This window comes from Caviibacterium pharyngocola (assembly GCF_002795405.1).
GTDB lineage: Bacteria > Pseudomonadota > Gammaproteobacteria > Enterobacterales > Pasteurellaceae > Caviibacterium > Caviibacterium pharyngocola.
The window spans coordinates 108,493-125,878 of sequence record NZ_PHGZ01000004.1 but is presented as its reverse complement, the minus strand read 5'-3'; the positions used below and the strand labels follow the sequence as shown (position 1 = coordinate 125,878).

18 protein-coding genes and 1 pseudogene are annotated in these 17,386 nt (G+C 43.7%); 7 read left to right on the top strand and 12 right to left on the bottom strand.

Features of this window, described 5'->3' with window-relative positions; genetic code table 11:
- Window positions 1–38 precede the first annotated feature (38 nt).
- Window positions 39–452, top strand: a complete 414-nt coding sequence (locus CVP04_RS02025; protein WP_100295856.1) for a DUF2251 domain-containing protein — start codon at window positions 39–41, stop codon at window positions 450–452.
- Between the two features lie 75 nt (window positions 453–527).
- Here CVP04_RS02025 and CVP04_RS02020 read toward each other — a convergent pair whose 3' ends face one another.
- The 7 genes from CVP04_RS02020 to CVP04_RS01990 form a co-directional block, all read right to left on the bottom strand.
- Complete coding sequence (locus CVP04_RS02020; protein ID WP_100295855.1) at window positions 528–1,160, bottom strand: hypothetical protein; 633 nt, start codon at window positions 1,158–1,160, stop codon at window positions 528–530.
- A 175-nt stretch (window positions 1,161–1,335) separates the two neighbouring features.
- On the bottom strand, window positions 1,336–2,337 hold the full coding sequence (gene trpS / locus CVP04_RS02015; protein ID WP_100295854.1) for a tryptophan--tRNA ligase: 1,002 nt from the start codon (window positions 2,335–2,337) through the stop codon (window positions 1,336–1,338).
- A 21-nt stretch (window positions 2,338–2,358) separates the two neighbouring features.
- Window positions 2,359–3,030, bottom strand: coding sequence for a phosphoglycolate phosphatase (locus CVP04_RS02010; protein WP_100295853.1), 672 nt, complete (start codon window positions 3,028–3,030; stop codon window positions 2,359–2,361).
- A gap of 9 nt (window positions 3,031–3,039) precedes the next feature.
- Window positions 3,040–3,714 carry a ribulose-phosphate 3-epimerase gene (gene rpe / locus CVP04_RS02005; RefSeq protein WP_100295852.1) on the bottom strand — a complete coding sequence of 225 codons (675 nt, stop codon included), beginning with the start codon at window positions 3,712–3,714 and terminating at the stop codon, window positions 3,040–3,042.
- Window positions 3,715–3,842: 128 nt separating this feature from the next.
- Complete coding sequence (locus CVP04_RS02000; protein WP_100295851.1) at window positions 3,843–4,232, bottom strand: RidA family protein; 390 nt, start codon at window positions 4,230–4,232, stop codon at window positions 3,843–3,845.
- 51 nt (window positions 4,233–4,283) lie between these two features.
- Window positions 4,284–4,871 carry an aminotransferase class IV family protein gene (locus tag CVP04_RS01995; protein WP_100295850.1) on the bottom strand — a complete coding sequence of 196 codons (588 nt, stop codon included), beginning with the start codon at window positions 4,869–4,871 and terminating at the stop codon, window positions 4,284–4,286.
- Complete coding sequence (locus tag CVP04_RS01990; RefSeq protein WP_100295849.1) at window positions 4,868–5,851, bottom strand: aminodeoxychorismate synthase component I; 984 nt, start codon at window positions 5,849–5,851, stop codon at window positions 4,868–4,870. Before CVP04_RS01990 ends, CVP04_RS01995 begins: the two co-directional genes overlap by 4 nt.
- A 64-nt stretch (window positions 5,852–5,915) precedes the next feature.
- Here CVP04_RS01990 and CVP04_RS01985 point away from each other — a divergent pair, with 64 nt between their 5' ends.
- Window positions 5,916–6,494 (top strand): anthranilate synthase component II, encoded by a 579-nt coding sequence (locus CVP04_RS01985; RefSeq protein ID WP_100295848.1) that lies wholly within the window; start codon window positions 5,916–5,918, stop codon window positions 6,492–6,494.
- A gap of 110 nt (window positions 6,495–6,604) precedes the next feature.
- Window positions 6,605–7,087 (top strand): Dps family protein, encoded by a 483-nt coding sequence (locus CVP04_RS01980; protein ID WP_100295847.1) that lies wholly within the window; start codon window positions 6,605–6,607, stop codon window positions 7,085–7,087.
- Window positions 7,088–7,214: 127 nt separating this feature from the next.
- Here CVP04_RS01980 and adhE read toward each other — a convergent pair whose 3' ends face one another.
- Window positions 7,215–9,839: a bifunctional acetaldehyde-CoA/alcohol dehydrogenase gene (adhE, locus tag CVP04_RS01975; protein ID WP_100295846.1), complete on the bottom strand. Its 2,625-nt coding sequence runs from the start codon at window positions 9,837–9,839 to the stop codon at window positions 7,215–7,217.
- Between the two features lie 265 nt (window positions 9,840–10,104).
- Between adhE and CVP04_RS01965 the strand changes: the two genes are divergently transcribed.
- A complete protein-coding gene (locus CVP04_RS01965) occupies window positions 10,105–10,671 on the top strand; it encodes an acetate uptake transporter (RefSeq protein WP_100295844.1) in 567 nt (188 codons plus the stop codon).
- 104 nt (window positions 10,672–10,775) lie between these two features.
- Here CVP04_RS01965 and greB read toward each other — a convergent pair whose 3' ends face one another.
- Entirely contained in the window at window positions 10,776–11,252 is a 477-nt protein-coding gene (greB, locus tag CVP04_RS01960; protein WP_100295924.1) for a transcription elongation factor GreB, read from the bottom strand.
- A gap of 275 nt (window positions 11,253–11,527) precedes the next feature.
- Here greB and CVP04_RS01955 point away from each other — a divergent pair, with 275 nt between their 5' ends.
- Together CVP04_RS01955 and brnQ are read left to right on the top strand one after the other, a co-directional pair.
- Window positions 11,528–13,828, top strand: a complete 2,301-nt coding sequence (locus tag CVP04_RS01955; RefSeq protein WP_100295843.1) for a Tex family protein — start codon at window positions 11,528–11,530, stop codon at window positions 13,826–13,828.
- 12 nt (window positions 13,829–13,840) lie between these two features.
- A complete protein-coding gene (brnQ, locus tag CVP04_RS01950; RefSeq protein ID WP_100295842.1) occupies window positions 13,841–15,154 on the top strand; it encodes a branched-chain amino acid transport system II carrier protein in 1,314 nt (437 codons plus the stop codon).
- A 55-nt stretch (window positions 15,155–15,209) separates the two neighbouring features.
- Here the strand turns inward: brnQ and CVP04_RS01945 are convergent, their stop codons facing one another.
- The 3 genes and pseudogenes from CVP04_RS01945 to arsC form a co-directional block, all read right to left on the bottom strand.
- Window positions 15,210–15,503, bottom strand: a complete 294-nt coding sequence (locus CVP04_RS01945; RefSeq protein ID WP_100295841.1) for a DUF5377 family protein — start codon at window positions 15,501–15,503, stop codon at window positions 15,210–15,212.
- 24 nt (window positions 15,504–15,527) lie between these two features.
- Window positions 15,528–15,790: pseudogene (locus CVP04_RS01940) on the bottom strand (alternative ribosome-rescue factor A); the annotation flags it as partial.
- A 64-nt stretch (window positions 15,791–15,854) separates the two neighbouring features.
- A complete protein-coding gene (gene arsC / locus CVP04_RS01935) occupies window positions 15,855–16,205 on the bottom strand; it encodes an arsenate reductase (glutaredoxin) (protein ID WP_100295839.1) in 351 nt (116 codons plus the stop codon).
- Window positions 16,206–16,284: 79 nt separating this feature from the next.
- Between arsC and CVP04_RS01930 the strand changes: the two genes are divergently transcribed.
- The gene (locus CVP04_RS01930) at window positions 16,285–17,337 is read left to right on the top strand and encodes an AI-2E family transporter (RefSeq protein WP_100295838.1); all 1,053 of its coding nucleotides are present in this window, start codon (window positions 16,285–16,287) and stop codon (window positions 17,335–17,337) included.
- Window positions 17,338–17,386 lie beyond the last annotated feature (49 nt).

Below are 17,386 nucleotides of genomic sequence, written 5' to 3'. Positions count from 1 at the left end.
CATACCGAAGAAAACTGAATAATAAGCAAGAGGAAACAATGTTATATTCCGTATTAACCGATCAACTACTCATCGGTCAACCTTATCGCAGCGGCGCGCATTCAACCCAACACGAACACCTCGTCGTCATTTTTGAAGACGACGGCGAAACCGGCTATTTCTACGCAATGGATCTCCACCAAAGCGCCCAACCGGTAGTTGACAGTCTATTTGTTTACAACAAAAGCGATATTCAGGAAAACACTCTAAAAGAACCGCGCCAATTACAAATCGCGTGGTCTGAAGACGGCTACAAAGCCTTCCTCCTAATTAACGGCTACCCGCACGCCGTATTCGACTTCCGCGAATTCGTCGGTTACAACCACAGCAAATTCCCACCACCGGAGTTTGACAGTATGTGGGTACACAAAGAAACAACACAAGAACTCGTAGATAAGTGGTTAATTGAATAAACTAAAAAAGCGGACAACCGTCCGCTTTTTATAAAAACACTTTTAAATTTTACCGCACTTTCCTGCCTGATTTTTTCACTTCACAAACTCACTAAACGTCAATTCATAATGATCGCCGTCTTTATCGTAGGATATAAAGCGGGGGAATTGTTCGCCGAGGTATTTTTTCACTACGAAGGCTTTTTCGCCGGTTTGGAATTGGTAGGTGATTTCCGTGACATTGCGATTATTGTCTTTGAGCGTTCTTTCGCTTTTTTTCACGAAAACATTGGTCATCGGGTAAAGTTTTTTGCCGTTGGTGATTTGGAAATTTTGCGGCAGTTTATCAAAATAGCTGAGTTGAAACGCGACGGTAAATAAATCGAATGTTGGCATTGTCATCGGTTCGGTTTTTAAGCCGCTTTTTACTTTGCCGTATTCGATTGCGCTGCCTTTAATGTTGGCTTTTGCATACACTTTATCATTGCGGGTGTCTTGATAAGTTTGCATATTGAACTGTTTGGTTCCTTGTGTTCCGCCGGACTTGAATTTGATGTTGTACAGCGGGATATTGATTTGCGCGTTGACGTTGTATTGCTGACCGTCCGCTTTAAATTGGACGTAAGCGGGCATTAAATAATTTGAGCTGTATTTGATATTCGTATTAATATTCGCCCAAGCGCTAGGCAACGCGAATAAGCTGACGAGCAGAATTTTTAGTAGTTTCATTAGGTGTTCCTTACATAAAAAATCGAATTCTATGGATTATTAGAACCTTTTCGACGGAATTAGTTCCGTGTCTCTTTTGGCGGAGAGGCGGAGACATTTGGAAAATCGCAAAAAAGAAACCGCACTTTTCACCCGTTTGTTCGTGTTAAAAGTGCGGTTGTTTTTGGGAGATTTTTTAACGTGCGACAAATCCCACCGCTTTATATACGGCATCTAATGTAGCTTTGGCGCGTTGTTGCGCTTTTTGTGCGCCTTCTTGCGCGATGCGTTGTAATAAGGCTTCGTCTTGACGGAAACGATAATAACGTTCTTGCAAGGCGGTGAGCATTGCGGAAACTTCATCGGCAACCGCACCTTTCAAATGACCGTACATTTTTCCTTCGAATTCCGCTTCCAATTCGGCGACGGATTTGCCTGTGACGCCGGCAAGAATGTCTAATAGATTCGATACGCCGGCTTTGTTTTGTACATCGTAACGAATGACCGGCGGCTCGTCGGAATCGGTGACGGCGCGTTTGATTTTTTTCGCAACCGCTTTCGGATCTTCTAATAAACCGATGACGTTGTTACGATTTTCATCGGATTTCGACATTTTTTTCTCCGGCTCCAATAGGGACATTACGCGCGCGCCGGCTTTCGGAATAAAGACTTCCGGAATGGTGAACAGCGATCCGTAAATGGCATTGAATCGTTGTGCGATGTCGCGTGTGATTTCCAAATGTTGTTTTTGGTCTTCGCCGACCGGCACTTGATTGGCTTGATAAAGTAAAATGTCGGCCGCCATTAACACCGGATAAGTAAATAAGCCGACGTTCACATTTTCCGCGTGGCGAGCGGATTTGTCTTTGAATTGGGTCATTCGTCCCATTTCGCCGAAATAGGTGTAGCAGTTTAATACCCACGCCAACTGTGCGTGTTCCGGAACGTGCGATTGAATAAAGATCGTGCTTTTTTCCGGATCGATGCCGCAGGCTAAATATAGCGCCAATACGTCTAACGTCGCTTTGTGCAATTTTTCCGGATCTTGGCGAACGGTAATAGCGTGTTGATCGACGATACAAAAGAGACATTCATAATCATCTTGCATTTTCACCCACTGACGTAACGCGCCTAAATAGTTGCCGATAGTCAGTTCGCCGGAAGGCTGAACACCGCTGAATACAATGGGTTTGCTCATTTTCTTTTCCTTATTAAAACGTTAAACAATGTGTAAAATTTGTGCGAAATCGTCGAATACCCAGTCAGGGTTGGCCTCTGCGATCGGAATATTATAGTTATAGCCGTAAGTTAAGCCCACCGCGGCGCAACCGGCATTATGTGCGGCTAAAATATCGTTTTTGGAATCGCCCACAAACAGAACTTGTCTTGGGCATAAACCGAATTTACCGCATAAATAGTAAAGCGGTGCAGGGTGCGGTTTGATTTGCGGTAACGATTGTCCGCCGAGCATTTCGCTGAATAAATGATCGATACCGAATGCTGCCAAAACCGGTTGAACGTGTTTGGTCGGTTTATTGGTGACGACTGCCAGAATATAGCCTCGGGCTTTTAATTGTTCTAAGGTTTCTTTAACGTTCGGATATAATCGACTGATATTACAAAGATTTTCGCCGTAATAAATGCCGAATTGATGTTTGAAATGTTTAAATTCTTCTTCCGTTAGGGTTCGACCGCTTTCCGCCGTCGCCCAATCCGCTGCGCGTTGGCTTAAAATATCCGCGCCGTTACCAATCCAAGTTAATACCAATTCTTCCGGCGCTTGCGGTAAGCCCACGTCTTTTAGCGCGGAATTGACCGATAAGGCGAGATCCGGCAAGCTATTGACTAATGTGCCGTCCAAATCGAAACCGATTAATTTAAATTGTGACATCTGATTTCCTTATTTTTGTACTTTCGCTAATTCGTTACGCATTTCCGCGATGACTTTTTGATAATCCGGCTGATCGAAAATCGCCGAACCGGCGACAAACATATCCGCACCGGCAGCGGCAATTTTCGCGATATTATTGGTTTTTACGCCGCCGTCCACTTCCAAACGAATATCCAACCCGCTGTCATCAATGATTTTGCGAGCTTGTTTTAATTTCTCTAATGTCGCCGGAATAAAGGATTGCCCGCCGAAACCGGGGTTGACGGACATCAATAAAATCACGTCCACTTTATCCATCACATAATCTAAATAACTCAGCGGCGTGGCGGGGTTAAACACTAAGCCGGACTTGCAACCGCAATCGCGAATAAGCTGTAAAGTGCGGTCGATATGTTCGCTGGCTTCCGGATGAAAAGTGATATAAGTTGCGCCCGCTTTAGCGAAATCGGGAATAATGCGATCCACCGGTTTGACCATTAAATGCACGTCAATAGGTGCTTGAATGCCATAGTCGCGTAAAGCTTTGCAAACGGCGGGACCGAAAGTCAGATTCGGCACATAATGATTGTCCATTACATCAAAATGAATGACATCCGCACCGCACTTCAGCACGGTTTCGACGTCTTTGCCCAAACGGGCAAGATCCGCCGAAAGGATAGACGGCGCAATTAGATAAGGTTTCATTGTATTCCTCTGAAAAGACGAAAATGTTTCAACACATAGACCTCATAAGCGCGAGGGCTATGTGTTGTCCTCAATTAAATTATCCGCCATAAACGGCGGGCTTTCAACCTTCCGGTCGATCTTGCGTTTTATTTGCGCACCGCGATGGCTTCGATTTCAATGCCGACATCTTTCGGCAAGCGTGCAACTTCTACGCAAGAACGCGCCGGAAAATTCGGATGATTATTTTCTTTAAAAAACTTTTCGTATTCCGCATTGACTACGGCGAATTGGTTTAAATCTTTTACGAAAACCGTTGTTTTAACAATATCGGCAACCTGTAATCCGGCTTGTTCGATAATAGCTTTGATATTTTCTAAAGATTGGCGCGCTTGTGCAGTAATGTCTGCCGGCACGTCGCCGGTTGCCGGATTGACCGGAATTTGTCCCGACGTGAAAACTAAATTGCCCAAATCAACGGCTTGAACATAAGGCCCGATCGCTGCCGGCGCCTTGTTGGTATGAATAATGGTAGTCATCAGATTCCCTCTTATAATGATTAAATGTGTGAATATTTTACTCGTTTTTGATTAGATTTGCAGAGGATTTAGCGCGTTAATCAAACGGATTTCGTCAAATTCGGCTAAATTCTCCGCATAAATCGACCGCTCTTTTATCCGCTTTTCCGCCAACAATTTGGCGCGTTGCGTGCCGGCAAGCAGCGGGCTGTCCGGCGTGAACCATTGCGAGCCTTGTCGAAACACCAAATTGCCGATACTGCAATCCGTCACTTTTCCTTGTTTGATAATCATAATTTCGTCGCAATCGTCTTTTTGTGCAAGCAGGCGGTTGAGCATATCGCGATTGGCATATTTTAATCCGTAGTCAATGTCATTGCAGATAACCGGTTGAAACTTAAGATAATTTTTGCGTTCATAGGGAAAACAATTTATTTGATAATTCGACCGGTTATAGTCGATACGACAACGAATAATCGGCGTTTCGATAGATTGAAAAAGTGCGGTATGATTTTTGATAATTTCGGAAAGATCGTGAATAATCACCGCACTTTTGCCGTAAAATCGCCGCAAGCTTTGTGCATAACGCGCTTGATGAAAGGGGGCATTGTGCAGAACACCGCGCTCAATACATAATGTTTCGAATAAAGGGTAATTCATCGCTGTTTCCCGTCGGGTATATAAACTTTTTCGATTAATTCTTGATATTCTTGGTGCACATCGCTTTGCACCGTGATCCCGCCGCCGCTGCGGAAAAATAGTTTGTCACCTTGTCGCTCGATAAAGCGAATGGCAACGGCGCTGTCTAAATTTTCGCCATTAAAAATTCCGAATACGCCGGTGTAATAGCCGCGTGCTTGCTGCTCAGCTCGTTGAATGATTTCGACGGTTTTTTCTTTCGGCGCACCGCTGATGGAACCCGCCGGTAATAAATCGGCTAAGATCGAACCGATGCCTTCTTGCCAGTTTGTTTCAAGATCGCCACAAATTTCCGAACTTGTCTGCAAAATTGCGCCATTTTCCGTATGGATTGTTTCAACATAACGAAAACGGGTCACGCGAATATTTTTTGCCACGATCGCCAGATCATTACGCATTAAATCGACGATTGTGTAATGCTCACGTTGTTCTTTTTGTGAATCGAGAAGTTGCTGTTCCGCGTTTTCAAGCGCCGCATTAATTGTGCCTTTCATCGGATAAGTGAAAATTTTATTCTGTTGTATGCGCACGAAAGTTTCCGGCGAAAAACAAATAAATTCATTATGAAACAATAGCTTATATTTTGCTTCCGTGCAGTGAAAAACTGCTTGTAAGTCACCGTTTAGTTCGATCTCCGTCGGATAGGTTAAATTCAATAGATAAGAATTGCCCTTTTGCAATTCTTCGCGCACAAGATTAAAACCTTTCTCATAATCGGCAAAAGCGACGGCGCGACGAGCCGACACGGAAGGCGCTGTGAAGGTTTTATTGTTAAACCGGCAATTCGTATTGCCTTGAATATTAAATAGAATTTGCCCGTTTTCAAGTTGTTCGAGCGGGCAAATAAAAGGCTTTTGGCGTTCAAAATCAATCAGAAAGAAAAACGGCGTGCGGTTTTTTCCGTAGTAATTGGCTTGTTGAATAAAGTGATTAAATGGCATTGTCAGGGGTTATTTAGTAAGATAATCAACCGATTTCTCATTCTAGCTCAAACTGATCCTAAAAATGAATACAAATTTACTGATTATCAATAATCACGATTCCTTTACTTACAATTTGGTTGATTTAATTCGACGCTTAAAGGTGCCGTTTCGTGTAGTGAATACGGAAGATCTGCGAGCGGAGACGGCGGACGGATTTTCACACATATTGATTTCACCCGGGCCGAATGTGCCGAGCGCTTATCCGCAGTTATTCGATTTTTTAGCGCAGAATTACCGGCAAAAATCCATTTTAGGCGTGTGTTTGGGGCATCAAACGTTGTGCCAATTTTTTTCGGCGAAATTGTATAATTTGCCTTCCGTTCGACACGGGCAAGCAAGAATGCTTAAAGTGCGGTCGAATTCCGTGCTGTTTTCGCAGCTGCCGGCGCAATTTCAAATCGGGCTTTATCATTCTTGGGCGGTCGCCGAACAGGATTTTCCCGCCGAACTGGAAATTACCGCGCGTTGTGATGAGGGCATTATTATGGCAATGCAACACCGCACTTTGCCGATTTACGGCGTGCAATTTCATCCCGAATCCTATATTTCCGAGTTTGGCGAACAGTTATTAAGAAATTGGATTGAAAGTGAAATCTATTAAAATTTAATTATTAATTGTTTTATTCTATCAAATCTATCATTTATACCCATTTTATTTGTAGGTTATTTTGACGTATTCTTATCTCAACAAAACACAGAAGGAGAAAGAAAATGACAACAAATACTATCGGTTTAAATCGCGGTTCCGCAGAAAAATTGGCGGTGGAATTAAATAATTTATTGGCAACATATCAAGTGTTTTATATGAATGTGCGCGGTTATCATTGGAACATTAAAGGCGTTAATTTCTTTGAATTACACGCGAAATTCGAGGAAATTTACGATGATTTGGTGATTAAAGTGGATGAAATCGCCGAACGAATTTTAACCTTGGGTTATACGCCGAGCAACGCATTCAGCGATTATTTAACCAAATCGTTAATTAAAGAACACGTTGGTGCGACCTCTGCGCAAGAATGTTTAAGCGGAACGTTAAGCGGCTTTAAAACTTTGTTGAAACAACAACGAGACATTTTAGCCATTGCCGGCGAAGCGGATGACGAAGGTACGGCTTCGCAAATGAGCGATTACATTAAAGAGCAAGAAAAATTGATCTGGATGTTTAGCGCGGCGTGCGAAAGTTGCCATCAATAAATATCATTAAAAACATCATTAAACCGAAATGCCGAGCGTGTTTCGGTTTTTTTCTGCAAAAAAGAACCGCACTTTAACGCCGGATTAAGACGCTAAAGTGCGGTTAAATTTCAGCAAGTTTTACCGATTAATATTTACTTGCATCGTAACCGTAGTAAACGTTGGTTAAGATGGTTTCCATATCTTCAACAAGCGGTAAACGTGGGTTTGCCGGTGAACATTGGTCTTCGAAGGCAAGTAATGCGACATCGCGACGTGCGTCCATCCAAGTTTGTTCGTCGATACCTTGTTCTTTGAAGGACATTTTGATACCGACTTTAATTGCTAAGTCGTAACAAGCTTGTGCGAAAGATTTCACGCCTTCTTCAGGAGTTGCGCAAGGCAAGCCTAACATACGCGCGATTTCTTGATATTTCACATCCGCTTTGTAGTAGTTATATTTCGGCCAAGTCGCAGTTTTTTGCGGACGAGTACCGTTATAACGAATAACGTGCGGCATTAAAATCGCATTTGTACGACCGTGCGGAGTATGGAAACGACCACCGATTTTGTGCGCAAGCGAGTGGTTCATACCCAAGAACGCATTGGCAAATGCCATACCTGCCATTGTGGACGCATTGTGCATTTTTTCGCGTGCGTGTTCGTCTTTTTCTTTCACGGATTTTTCCAAGTTTTCAAACACAAGTTTGATTGCTTGTAACGCTAAACCGTCGGTAAAGTCATTCGCTAACACGGAAACATAAGCTTCAGTAGCGTGCGTTAACACGTCTAAACCGGTATCCGCCGCAACGTGTGCAGGTACGGTCATTACTAATGCCGGATCAACGATTGCTACGGTCGGAGTTAATGAGTAGTCCGCGATAGGATATTTTTTATCGCCTTCGGTGATAACTGCAAACGGAGTCACTTCAGAACCGGTACCGGAAGTTGTCGGAATACCTACGAAACGTGCTTTACGACCTAATTGCGGGAATTTGAACGCGCGTTTACGAATATCCATAAATTTTTGTACTAAGTCACGGAAATCCACTTCAGGTTGTTCGTAGAATAACCACATTACTTTCGCAGCGTCCATTGATGAACCGCCGCCTAATGCGATGATGGTATCCGGTTTGTAGTTACGGATAAGATCTACACCGCGACGAACGGTTTCGATACTTGGATCCGGCTCAACGTCAGCGAATAATTGGTAAGTGACGTGGTTGCCGCGTGCAGTGATTTGTTTCGCGATTTTTTCTACGAAACCTAAATCCACCATAGTACGGTCGGTAACGATTACCACGCGTTCCATACCTTTCATTGATTGTAAATATTGAATTGAGTCACGCTCAAAGTAGATTTTTGAAGGCACTTTAAACCATTGCATATTATTTCTCCGTCTTCCCACACGTTTAATATTTAATAAATTGACCGCACTTACGTTGTTACCTACGGAGTTTTTACCGTAAGAACCGCAACCTAAAGTCAAGGAAGGAAGGAAAGAGTTATAAACGTCACCGATACCACCGAAAGTTGAAGGCGAGTTCCAAATTACACGAATCGCTTTCACGCGTTCGCCGTATTGTTTCGCAAGGTTCGCATCTTTAGTGTGAATCGCCGCGGAGTGACCTAAACCGTGGAAGTTCACCATTGCTTCGGAAAGTTCGAAACCTTCTTCGGTGGAGTTGGATTTCAAAATCGCTAAAACCGGAGATAATTTTTCGCGGGTTAACGGCTCTTTTACGCCGACTTCTTTACATTCCGCCGCTAAAATATTGGTTTTTTCCGGTACGCTGAAACCTGCTTGTTCCGCAATCCACGCTGCCGGTTTACCGACCACGTTCGGATTTAATTTCGCGCCCGCGCAGTTTGCGCTGTTGGCTTTCGCGCCGAAGATGAATTCTTCAAGCATTGCTTTTTCTTTTTTGTTGACGAAATACACGCCGTAAGATTTCATTTCGGCAACAAATTCGTCATATACTTCCGCATCCACGATAGCCGCTTGTTCGGACGCACAGATCATACCGTTATCGAAAGATTTTGACATCACGATATCGTGGGTTGCTTGTTTGATATCTGCAGTTTTTTCCACATAAGCCGGAACGTTACCTGCCCCTACGCCAAGAGCCGGTTTACCGCAAGAATATGCCGCTTCCACCATTGCGTTACCGCCGGTTGCCAAGATAGTTGCGATACCTGGGTGTTTCATTAATGCCGCAGTACCTTCCATAGACGGATGTTCGATCCATTGAATACAGTTTTTCGGTGCACCTGCTGCAACTGCTGCTTCATAAACCACGCGAGCCGCGTGAGCGGAAGATTGTTGTGCGGAAGGGTGGAAAGCAAAGACGATTGGGTTACGAGTTTTTAATGCGATAAGAGATTTGAAAATTGCGGTAGAAGTCGGGTTGGTGGTTGGTGTAATACCACAAACGACACCCACCGGATCTGCGATTTCAGTGATACCGGTGACATCATCTTCACTGATTACGCCGACGGTTTTCAAATTGCGCATATTGTTTACAACATATTCACAAGCGAATAAGTTTTTCGTCGCTTTATCTTCAAACACGCCGCGACCGGTTTCTTCGTAAGCGTGCATTGCTAAAACGCCGTGTTGATCAAGTGCAGCAACAGAGGCTTTCGCAACGATGTAGTTCACTTGTTCTTGGTTAAGTTGACGAAATTCTTCTAACGCTACCAAACCTTTTTCAACAAGCGCATTAACTTCCGCTTGAGCTGGGCTGACTGCATTTTCAACAGTGTTACTCATAATGATTTCTCCTAAAGTTTATAAAATTGACAAAATTTTTCTGGCTAAAATTATACTCACTTGAAGGAAGAAATTCCCGTTTAATTTCGACTAAACCGAATAAAGTGTGATCTGGATCAAAAAATTGAAAAAATCTTATTTTATAAATATTTAACTTATGCTTAACAAACTTTTGCGCCGAAATTATTTTTTCCATAAGACTTTTTTTCTTGATCGATTTCGGTCATACTAACGCGCTTTTTTTATACATTTTTAAGGAAATTTTATGTCATCATCCACAAATAATTACGCAAATCCGGGCCCGTTAGGTTTATGCGGATTCGCATTAACCACTTGGTTGCTCAGCTTAATTAATAACGGCACGTTCGGCGGTGAAAACGTCGGGCTTGTTTTAGCGATGGGATTGGCGTTCGGCGGCACGGCGCAAATGATTGCCGGAATGTTCGAATTCAAAAAAGGCAATACCTTCGGATTCACGGCGTTCACCAGCTACGGTGCATTTTGGTGGTCTTTCGCGCTGTTTAAAATTTTCTTCGCACAAGGCGTCGGTGCGCAATTTGTCGGCTGGTATTTAACGGTTTGGGGAACTTTCACGTTAATGATGTTTATCGGCACGTTGCCGAAAGCGCGCGCGTTGCAAGCCATTTTCCTTTCGCTCACCATTACTTTCTATTTATTGGCGGCGGGCGATTTTACGGAAAATCACACGATTACGCATATCGGCGGTAACTTCGGTTTATTGACCGCATTGTTGGCGTTTTATTTAGCCGCGGCGGAAATTATTAATGAAAGCTTCGGTCGTACCCTATTGCCTATCGGCGAGCCGAAATAAGGGATGCATCGAATAACTTATTTTCTTGTTCGATAGAATCACAAAAGTGCGGTCGAAATTTTTCAAAAATCGACCGCACTTTTTCTTTATGGCGTTTCGCTTTGTTATTTTTCATACCAAATACGATTGATAAATAAGGTTAAACGTCCTGACGGCGCGGAAACCTTGACTTCATCATCTACTTGTTTGCCGATTAAGGCGCGGGCGACGGGGCTGTCGATAGAAATCCAATTTTTCGCCGGATCGAACTCATCGCAACCAACGATACGATATTGTTTTTGTTCGCCGTCTTCGTTTTCCAACTCCACCCACGCGCCGAAAAACACCTTGCCTTCTTGTTTCGGATTGTAATCGACGATTTGCAACACTTCTAAGCGCTTACTCAGAAAACGCACACGGCGGTCGATTTCGCGCAAACGGCGCTTACCGTAAATGTATTCCGCATTTTCACTGCGATCGCCCAGCGCGGCGGCGTCGGACACCGCTTGGGTGACTTTCGGTCGTTCTTCTTTCCAGAGAAATTTTAATTCTTGATCCAAGGCGTTCCAGCCCGAGCGAGTAATATAATTTGATTTAGACATAACATAATATTGCGTAAGGATTTTGAATAAATTGTAACATACCTCGCAAAATTCGCGCGAATTTAGTGAATTGCCCAAGAAATATTTGAGCGTTATGTATAAAAACAGTATCCTATATCGAATTTTTACTTCATCGAAATTCATCTTAATGATAAAAACCCCGCCGTTTCCGGCGGATAATTTAATCGGGTAGGGATAACTTTTCCCGTTCAAGGCAATACGTCGTCTCATTTTATTAGACGGCGTGCCCCAAAACATAAAAGATAATTATAACAATGCTAAATCAACAACTTTCTCAAATTATTGCCGCCGAATTATCGGTTCGGGCGGAACAAATTTTGGCGGCGATTCGCTTGCTTGACGAAGGGAATACGATTCCGTTTATCGCGCGTTATCGTAAAGAAGTCACCGGTGGTTTGGACGATACCCAACTGCGCCATTTCGAAACGCGTTTGGTTTATTTGCGCGAATTGGAAGATCGCCGCCAAACTATTTTGAAATCCATTGAAGAACAAGGCAAATTGACAGATGACTTGCGCACGCAATTATTGGCGACGCAAAGTAAAACCGAATTGGAAGATTTATATTTGCCTTATAAACCGAAACGCCGAACCAAAGGTCAAATCGCGATTGAAGCGGGTTTGGAACCTTTGGCGGAAACCTTGTGGAACGATCCGAGTCGTGATCCGGAGCAAGAAGCGCGGGCTTATATCGATGCGGAAAAAGGTGTCGCCGACGCAAAATCCGCGTTGGACGGCGCAAGATATATTTTTATGGAACGTTTCGCCGAAGATGCGCAATTATTGGCGAAAGTTCGCCGCTATTTACAACAAAGTGCGGTGTTAATTTCTAAAGTTTGCGAAGGCAAAGAACAAGAAGGTGCTAAATTCCAAGATTATTTTGATCATCAAGAATTATTGCGTAATGTACCTTCTCACCGTGCCTTGGCGATGTTTCGCGGGCGTAACGAAGGGATTCTACAACTGACGCTAAATGCGGATCCGGAACAAGAAGAAGGTGCGCGACAAAGTTATTGCGAAGAAATTATTCGCGAACATTTGGGCGTGCGTTTTAATCAACAACCGGCGGACAAATGGCGCGAGCAAGTGATTAGCTGGACGTGGCGGAGCAAAGTGTCGTTGCATTTGGAAACGGAATTGATGAGCGCCTTGCGCGAAAAAGCGGAAGACGAAGCTATTAATGTTTTTGCGCGTAATTTGACCGCACTTTTAATGGCGGCGCCGGCGGGAGCGAAAAATACAATGGGTTTGGATCCGGGCTTGCGTACCGGCGTAAAAGTCGCCGTGGTGGATAACACGGGAAAATTATTGGCGACGGAGACGATTTATCCGCATACCGGACAGGAAGATCGCGCGGGATTGGCGATTTATCAATTAATTAAGCAACATAATGTGGAATTAATCGCTATCGGCAACGGTACGGCATCGCGCGAAACGGAACGGTTCGCCAAAGAAGTGATTAAGCAAATTCCGGACAATAAACCGCAAACCGTGGTGGTAAGCGAAGCCGGTGCGTCGGTGTATTCCGCTTCCGAATTAGCGGCGCAAGAATTTCCGCAATTAGATGTGTCGTTGCGCGGTGCGGTGTCTATCGCGCGACGCTTGCAGGATCCATTAGCGGAATTAGTGAAAATCGAACCGAAAGCCATCGGCGTCGGGCAATATCAACACGATGTAAATCAAACTCAGTTGGCGCGTAAATTGGATGCCGTGGTGGAAGATTGCGTAAATGCCGTGGGGGTCGATTTGAATACGGCGTCCGTGGCTTTATTAGCGCGCGTGGCGGGAATGAGTAAAACTTTGGCGCAAAATATCGTTGCCTATCGTGATGAAAACGGGCGTTTCGACAGTCGCGAACAGCTGAAAAACGTGCCGCGCTTAGGGCCGAAAGCGTTCGAACAGTGCGCCGGATTTATGCGTATCGCGCAGGGTAAAAATCCGCTCGATGCTTCAGGCGTTCATCCGGAAGCTTATCCGATTGTGGAAAAAATTCTGCAAGCGACCGAACAATCCGTGCAAGATTTAATGGGCAATGCGAGTGCGCTGCGCCAATTAGATGCGAAACGTTTTATCGACGAACAATTCGGTTTGCCGACGGTGTTGGATATTTTTAAAGAGCTCGAAAAACCGGGGCGCGATCCGCGCGGTGAATTTAAAACCGCTGTGTTTACCGACGATGTGGAAGAAATTAGTGATTTAAAAGCCGGAATGATTCTGGAGGGCACAATCACGAACGTGACCAATTTCGGCGCCTTTGTGGATATCGGCGTTCATCAGGACGGTTTGGTGCATATTTCTTCTTTATCGGATAAATTCGTGGAAGATCCGCACCAAGTGGTGAAAACCGGCGATATTGTGAAAGTCAAAGTGTTGGACGTGGATGTCGCGCGCAAACGTATTGCTTTGACAATGCGCTTGGATGAACGTCCGACGGAAAATAAAGAAAAAAATAACCGCACTTTGTCGGCAAAAACGCGTCAATCGGCGCCGCGCGAACGGCATAACGGCGCAATGGGCAATGCTTTTGCCGACGCACTAAAAAATTGGAAGAAATAAACGGGATTAACAATGAGTAAGAATATTTTTGTTGTTGGTTTTATGCTATTTGCCATTTTCTTTGGCGCGGGAAATTTAATTTTTCCGCCTAAATTAGGCTTTGAAAGTGGCTCGGCATTTTGGCTTTCGATTACCGGCTTTGTTTTAACCGGTGTTGGTTTACCATTGTTGGGGATTATTGTCAGTGCCTTTTATAACGGTGGCTATAAAGAGGCATTAAAACAAATTCACCCGCTTTTTTCCTTGATTTTCTTAATCGCGATTTATTTGGCGATTGGACCGTTTTTCGCCGGTCCGCGTACCGGTGCAACCGCGTATGAAATTGCGATTGTTCCTTTCGTTGGTGAACCGGGGGTTTTGTCGAAGTTTATTTTTTGTTTAATTTATTTCGGTGTAACCCTTTGGCTAAGTTTAAATCCGTCGAAAATGGTGGATCGCATAGGTGCGATTTTAACGCCGATTTTGTTACTTACCATTATCGCCCTTGTGCTGCGAGCCTCCTTTTTGTTAAGCGGTAATACAGCGGTAACGGCACCGGCAGAAAGTGAAAACCATTTCTTTAAGGGCATTATTAACGGCTATTTCACGATGGACGCTTTAGCCTCCCTCGCTTATTCGGTGATTGTGATTAATGCGATCAAAGCGAAAAGTGCGGTTGATTCTTCATTGCAAAAACAAACCATCGCTGCCGGTGTTGTTGCTGCAGTTGCTTTGGGAGTGATTTATATTTCCCTTGGTTGGGTAGGGAATAACTTACCGATTGATGCGCAAACCTTAACTGAGCTGAGTGAGAAAAATCAGGATCTGGGCACTTATATTCTCAATAGTAGCGCAGCGCTGACCTTCGGCGAATTGGGACGCACTTTATTAGGCGTAATCGTCTCGCTTGCCTGTTTAACCACCGCGGTAGGTTTGGCGGTTTCCGTTAGCGAATATTTTAACGAAATCTTTCCGCGTATTTCCTATAAAACCTATGTCATCTTGTTTTGCGTGATCAGTTTTGCTATCGCAAACTTAGGTTTGAAAGAAGTAATTAGTACGTCATTGCCGGTATTGTTGGTGTTATATCCAATCTCAATGACGGTGATTTTATTATTGTTGATCAATTTATTTATGCCGTTGCCGTTATTGGCGCATCGTTTGTCTTTGGGATTGGTTTCCACGGTGGCGATTTTATCAGTAATCGGCGTCGGAAAAATCGAATTTATCGAACAGCTGCCGCTTAAATCTTATTCGATGGAATGGCTGCCTTTCGCCGCCGCCGGCTTGCTCATCGGTTATTTGCTACAAGGTATTCGCGGAAAAAGCAAAAAAGTAGTTCGTTAATCGAATGGTGAAAACAAAAGAGCGGTGATTTTTCACCGCTCTTTTTGTATGGAATTTAGGCTTTTACGCCGAGGTTGCCGATTTTAATACCTAAAAAGCCAAGTGAAACCGGATCCAGATAGTCGCCTAAGAATTTGAATAATTCGTGTAAATTGGTGAAAGTGCGGTTGATTTTGACTTGATCTTCTACTTTACGGGTAAATTCATAGCTAATTTGTTGACCGTTAATATGTGCTTCCAAGGTAATGTAAATTTTTTCAAAAAAATGGCTGGTGGCGCCTTCTTCGCCCGGATCGCTGATGCGCACGTTCCAATTATTACTAAATAAGATTTCTGTTTGAGTAGTCATAATATTTCCTCTGTTGTTTGCATTATTTAATAAAAACCCGATTATAAAATCTTTGCAATCAAAAATTTGATAATCGGGTTTTCGAAAATTTTCCCTGCGTGTTTCGCTTTGCGTTGATAGCTGCCTTTTCCTTTCCGTTTTTTCTCGATTCGTTGACGAAAGAGACGATCGTGTAATAAGGCGTGGACGGCATTGTCTTTGATAACACCGCGATTGTGTCGATAAACGACTTGATCTTGCGTCGGCAATGCTGCGCTCGGCAAGGTTTTTCGGCTTGATTTTTTCATATTATCCTCTATTTATAAATTATAAAATAAACGCCCGTTAAGGCGGGCGTTATTATAAACCAAATTATAGAATTGCTAAAACACTTTCCGGCGGACGACCGATTTTGGCGCGATCGCCGTTGACGACAATCGGGCGTTCCAACAACGCGGAGTGATCGGCGATGGCTTGTAATAATTGTTCTTCGTTTAATGCCGGATCATCCAATCCGAGGGTTTTATAAAGTTCGTCTTTGCAACGCATCATTTGGCGAATATCGCTCAGTTGCAATTTTTGCGCAAGCGCGCGTAATTCGTCGAGCGAATAAGATTGTTGTAAATATAGCTCGACTTCCGCTTGAATATTGTTTGCTTCTAATAATGCGAGGGTTTCGCGGCTTTTCGAGCAACGCGGATTATGATAGATCTTCACTGTCATAGAAAAACATCCTTTGCTGATATAATTATTGGAAATTTTACCTTATAATCGGAAAAAATGCTTGTAATAAGGGTACATTATGTTTGAAATGTTAAAAAATTGGTATAAACGCCGCTTTAGCGATCCGCAGGCAATGGCATTGTCGGCGATTTTGCTGTTCGGTTTCGCGGTGATTTATTTTTTCAGCGATTTGCTGGCGCCGTTGTTAATTGCGATTGTGTTGGCATATTTGTTGGAATGGCCGATTCGTATCCTTAACGATAAATTAAGATGCCCGCGTTTGCTGGCGACGATTTTGGTGTTGGGTAGTTTTACCGGTTTGGTGCTAGTGATGACCCTTGTGTTGATCCCGACTTTGGTGAATCAAACCGTGAATTTATTCAGCGATTTGCCGCATATGTTCAATAAGTTGAACGAATGGTTGCTTTCCTTGCCGGAAGATTATCCGGAATTGGTGGATTATCAAATGGTGGACGCCATTTTCAGCACGATCAAAACCAAAATTTTAGGTTTCGGCGAATCGGCGTTGAAATTGTCGGTTTCGTCGTTGCTTAGTTTGGTGACATTGGGAATTTACGCGTTTTTAGTGCCGTTAATGGTGTTCTTTTTATTAAAAGATAAACAAGAACTAATGCGTTATATTAGCGGATATTTGCCGCGCAATCGTACCTTAGCGTATAAAGTTTGGGTGGAAATGCAATCGCAAATCGCTAATTATATTCGCGGAAAATTGTTCGAAATTTTGATTGTCGCCCTTGTCACTTATGCAATTTTTCTCTTTTTCGGGTTAAATTATCCTCTATTATTGGCGGTCGCCGTGGGGCTTTCGGTGCTGATTCCTTATATCGGCGCGGTGTTAGTCACCATTCCGGTCGCCTTGGTTGCGGTGTTTCAATTCGGCGCAACACCGACTTTTTGGTATTTGATGATCGCTTATATCATCAGTCAACTTTTGGACGGAAATTTATTGGTACCTTTTTTATTTTCGGAAGCAGTCAATTTACATCCGTTGACGATTATCGTCGCGGTATTGATTTTCGGCGGATTGTGGGGATTTTGGGGCGTGTTTTTTGCTATCCCGCTCGCCACCTTAGTGAAAGCGGTCGTACATTCTTGGCCGTCGGAAGAATAAAGTGCGGTGAAAATTAACGAGATTTTTGACCGCACTTTGGCGAAACGAG

What these genes read in the sequence shown, in the direction of transcription:
- CVP04_RS01930 (WP_100295838.1), top strand. Translation starts at nt 16,285, where the DNA reads ATGTTTGAAATGTTAAAAAATTGGTATAAACGCCGCTTTAGCGATCCG.
- CVP04_RS01995 (WP_100295850.1), bottom strand. Translation starts at nt 4,871, where the DNA reads ATGAATTACCCTTTATTCGAAACATTATGTATTGAGCGCGGTGTTCTG.
- CVP04_RS01955 (WP_100295843.1), top strand. Translation starts at nt 11,528, where the DNA reads ATGCTAAATCAACAACTTTCTCAAATTATTGCCGCCGAATTATCGGTT.
- CVP04_RS02000 (WP_100295851.1), bottom strand. Translation starts at nt 4,232, where the DNA reads ATGACTACCATTATTCATACCAACAAGGCGCCGGCAGCGATCGGGCCT.
- CVP04_RS02020 (WP_100295855.1), bottom strand. Translation starts at nt 1,160, where the DNA reads ATGAAACTACTAAAAATTCTGCTCGTCAGCTTATTCGCGTTGCCTAGC.
- CVP04_RS02025 (WP_100295856.1), top strand. Translation starts at nt 39, where the DNA reads ATGTTATATTCCGTATTAACCGATCAACTACTCATCGGTCAACCTTAT.
- adhE (WP_100295846.1), bottom strand. Translation starts at nt 9,839, where the DNA reads ATGAGTAACACTGTTGAAAATGCAGTCAGCCCAGCTCAAGCGGAAGTT.
- CVP04_RS02010 (WP_100295853.1), bottom strand. Translation starts at nt 3,030, where the DNA reads ATGTCACAATTTAAATTAATCGGTTTCGATTTGGACGGCACATTAGTC.
- trpS (WP_100295854.1), bottom strand. Translation starts at nt 2,337, where the DNA reads ATGAGCAAACCCATTGTATTCAGCGGTGTTCAGCCTTCCGGCGAACTG.
- greB (WP_100295924.1), bottom strand. Translation starts at nt 11,252, where the DNA reads ATGTCTAAATCAAATTATATTACTCGCTCGGGCTGGAACGCCTTGGAT.
- arsC (WP_100295839.1), bottom strand. Translation starts at nt 16,205, where the DNA reads ATGACAGTGAAGATCTATCATAATCCGCGTTGCTCGAAAAGCCGCGAA.
- CVP04_RS01980 (WP_100295847.1), top strand. Translation starts at nt 6,605, where the DNA reads ATGACAACAAATACTATCGGTTTAAATCGCGGTTCCGCAGAAAAATTG.
- CVP04_RS01990 (WP_100295849.1), bottom strand. Translation starts at nt 5,851, where the DNA reads ATGCCATTTAATCACTTTATTCAACAAGCCAATTACTACGGAAAAAAC.
- rpe (WP_100295852.1), bottom strand. Translation starts at nt 3,714, where the DNA reads ATGAAACCTTATCTAATTGCGCCGTCTATCCTTTCGGCGGATCTTGCC.
- CVP04_RS01965 (WP_100295844.1), top strand. Translation starts at nt 10,105, where the DNA reads ATGTCATCATCCACAAATAATTACGCAAATCCGGGCCCGTTAGGTTTA.
- brnQ (WP_100295842.1), top strand. Translation starts at nt 13,841, where the DNA reads ATGAGTAAGAATATTTTTGTTGTTGGTTTTATGCTATTTGCCATTTTC.
- CVP04_RS01945 (WP_100295841.1), bottom strand. Translation starts at nt 15,503, where the DNA reads ATGACTACTCAAACAGAAATCTTATTTAGTAATAATTGGAACGTGCGC.
- CVP04_RS01985 (WP_100295848.1), top strand. Translation starts at nt 5,916, where the DNA reads ATGAATACAAATTTACTGATTATCAATAATCACGATTCCTTTACTTAC.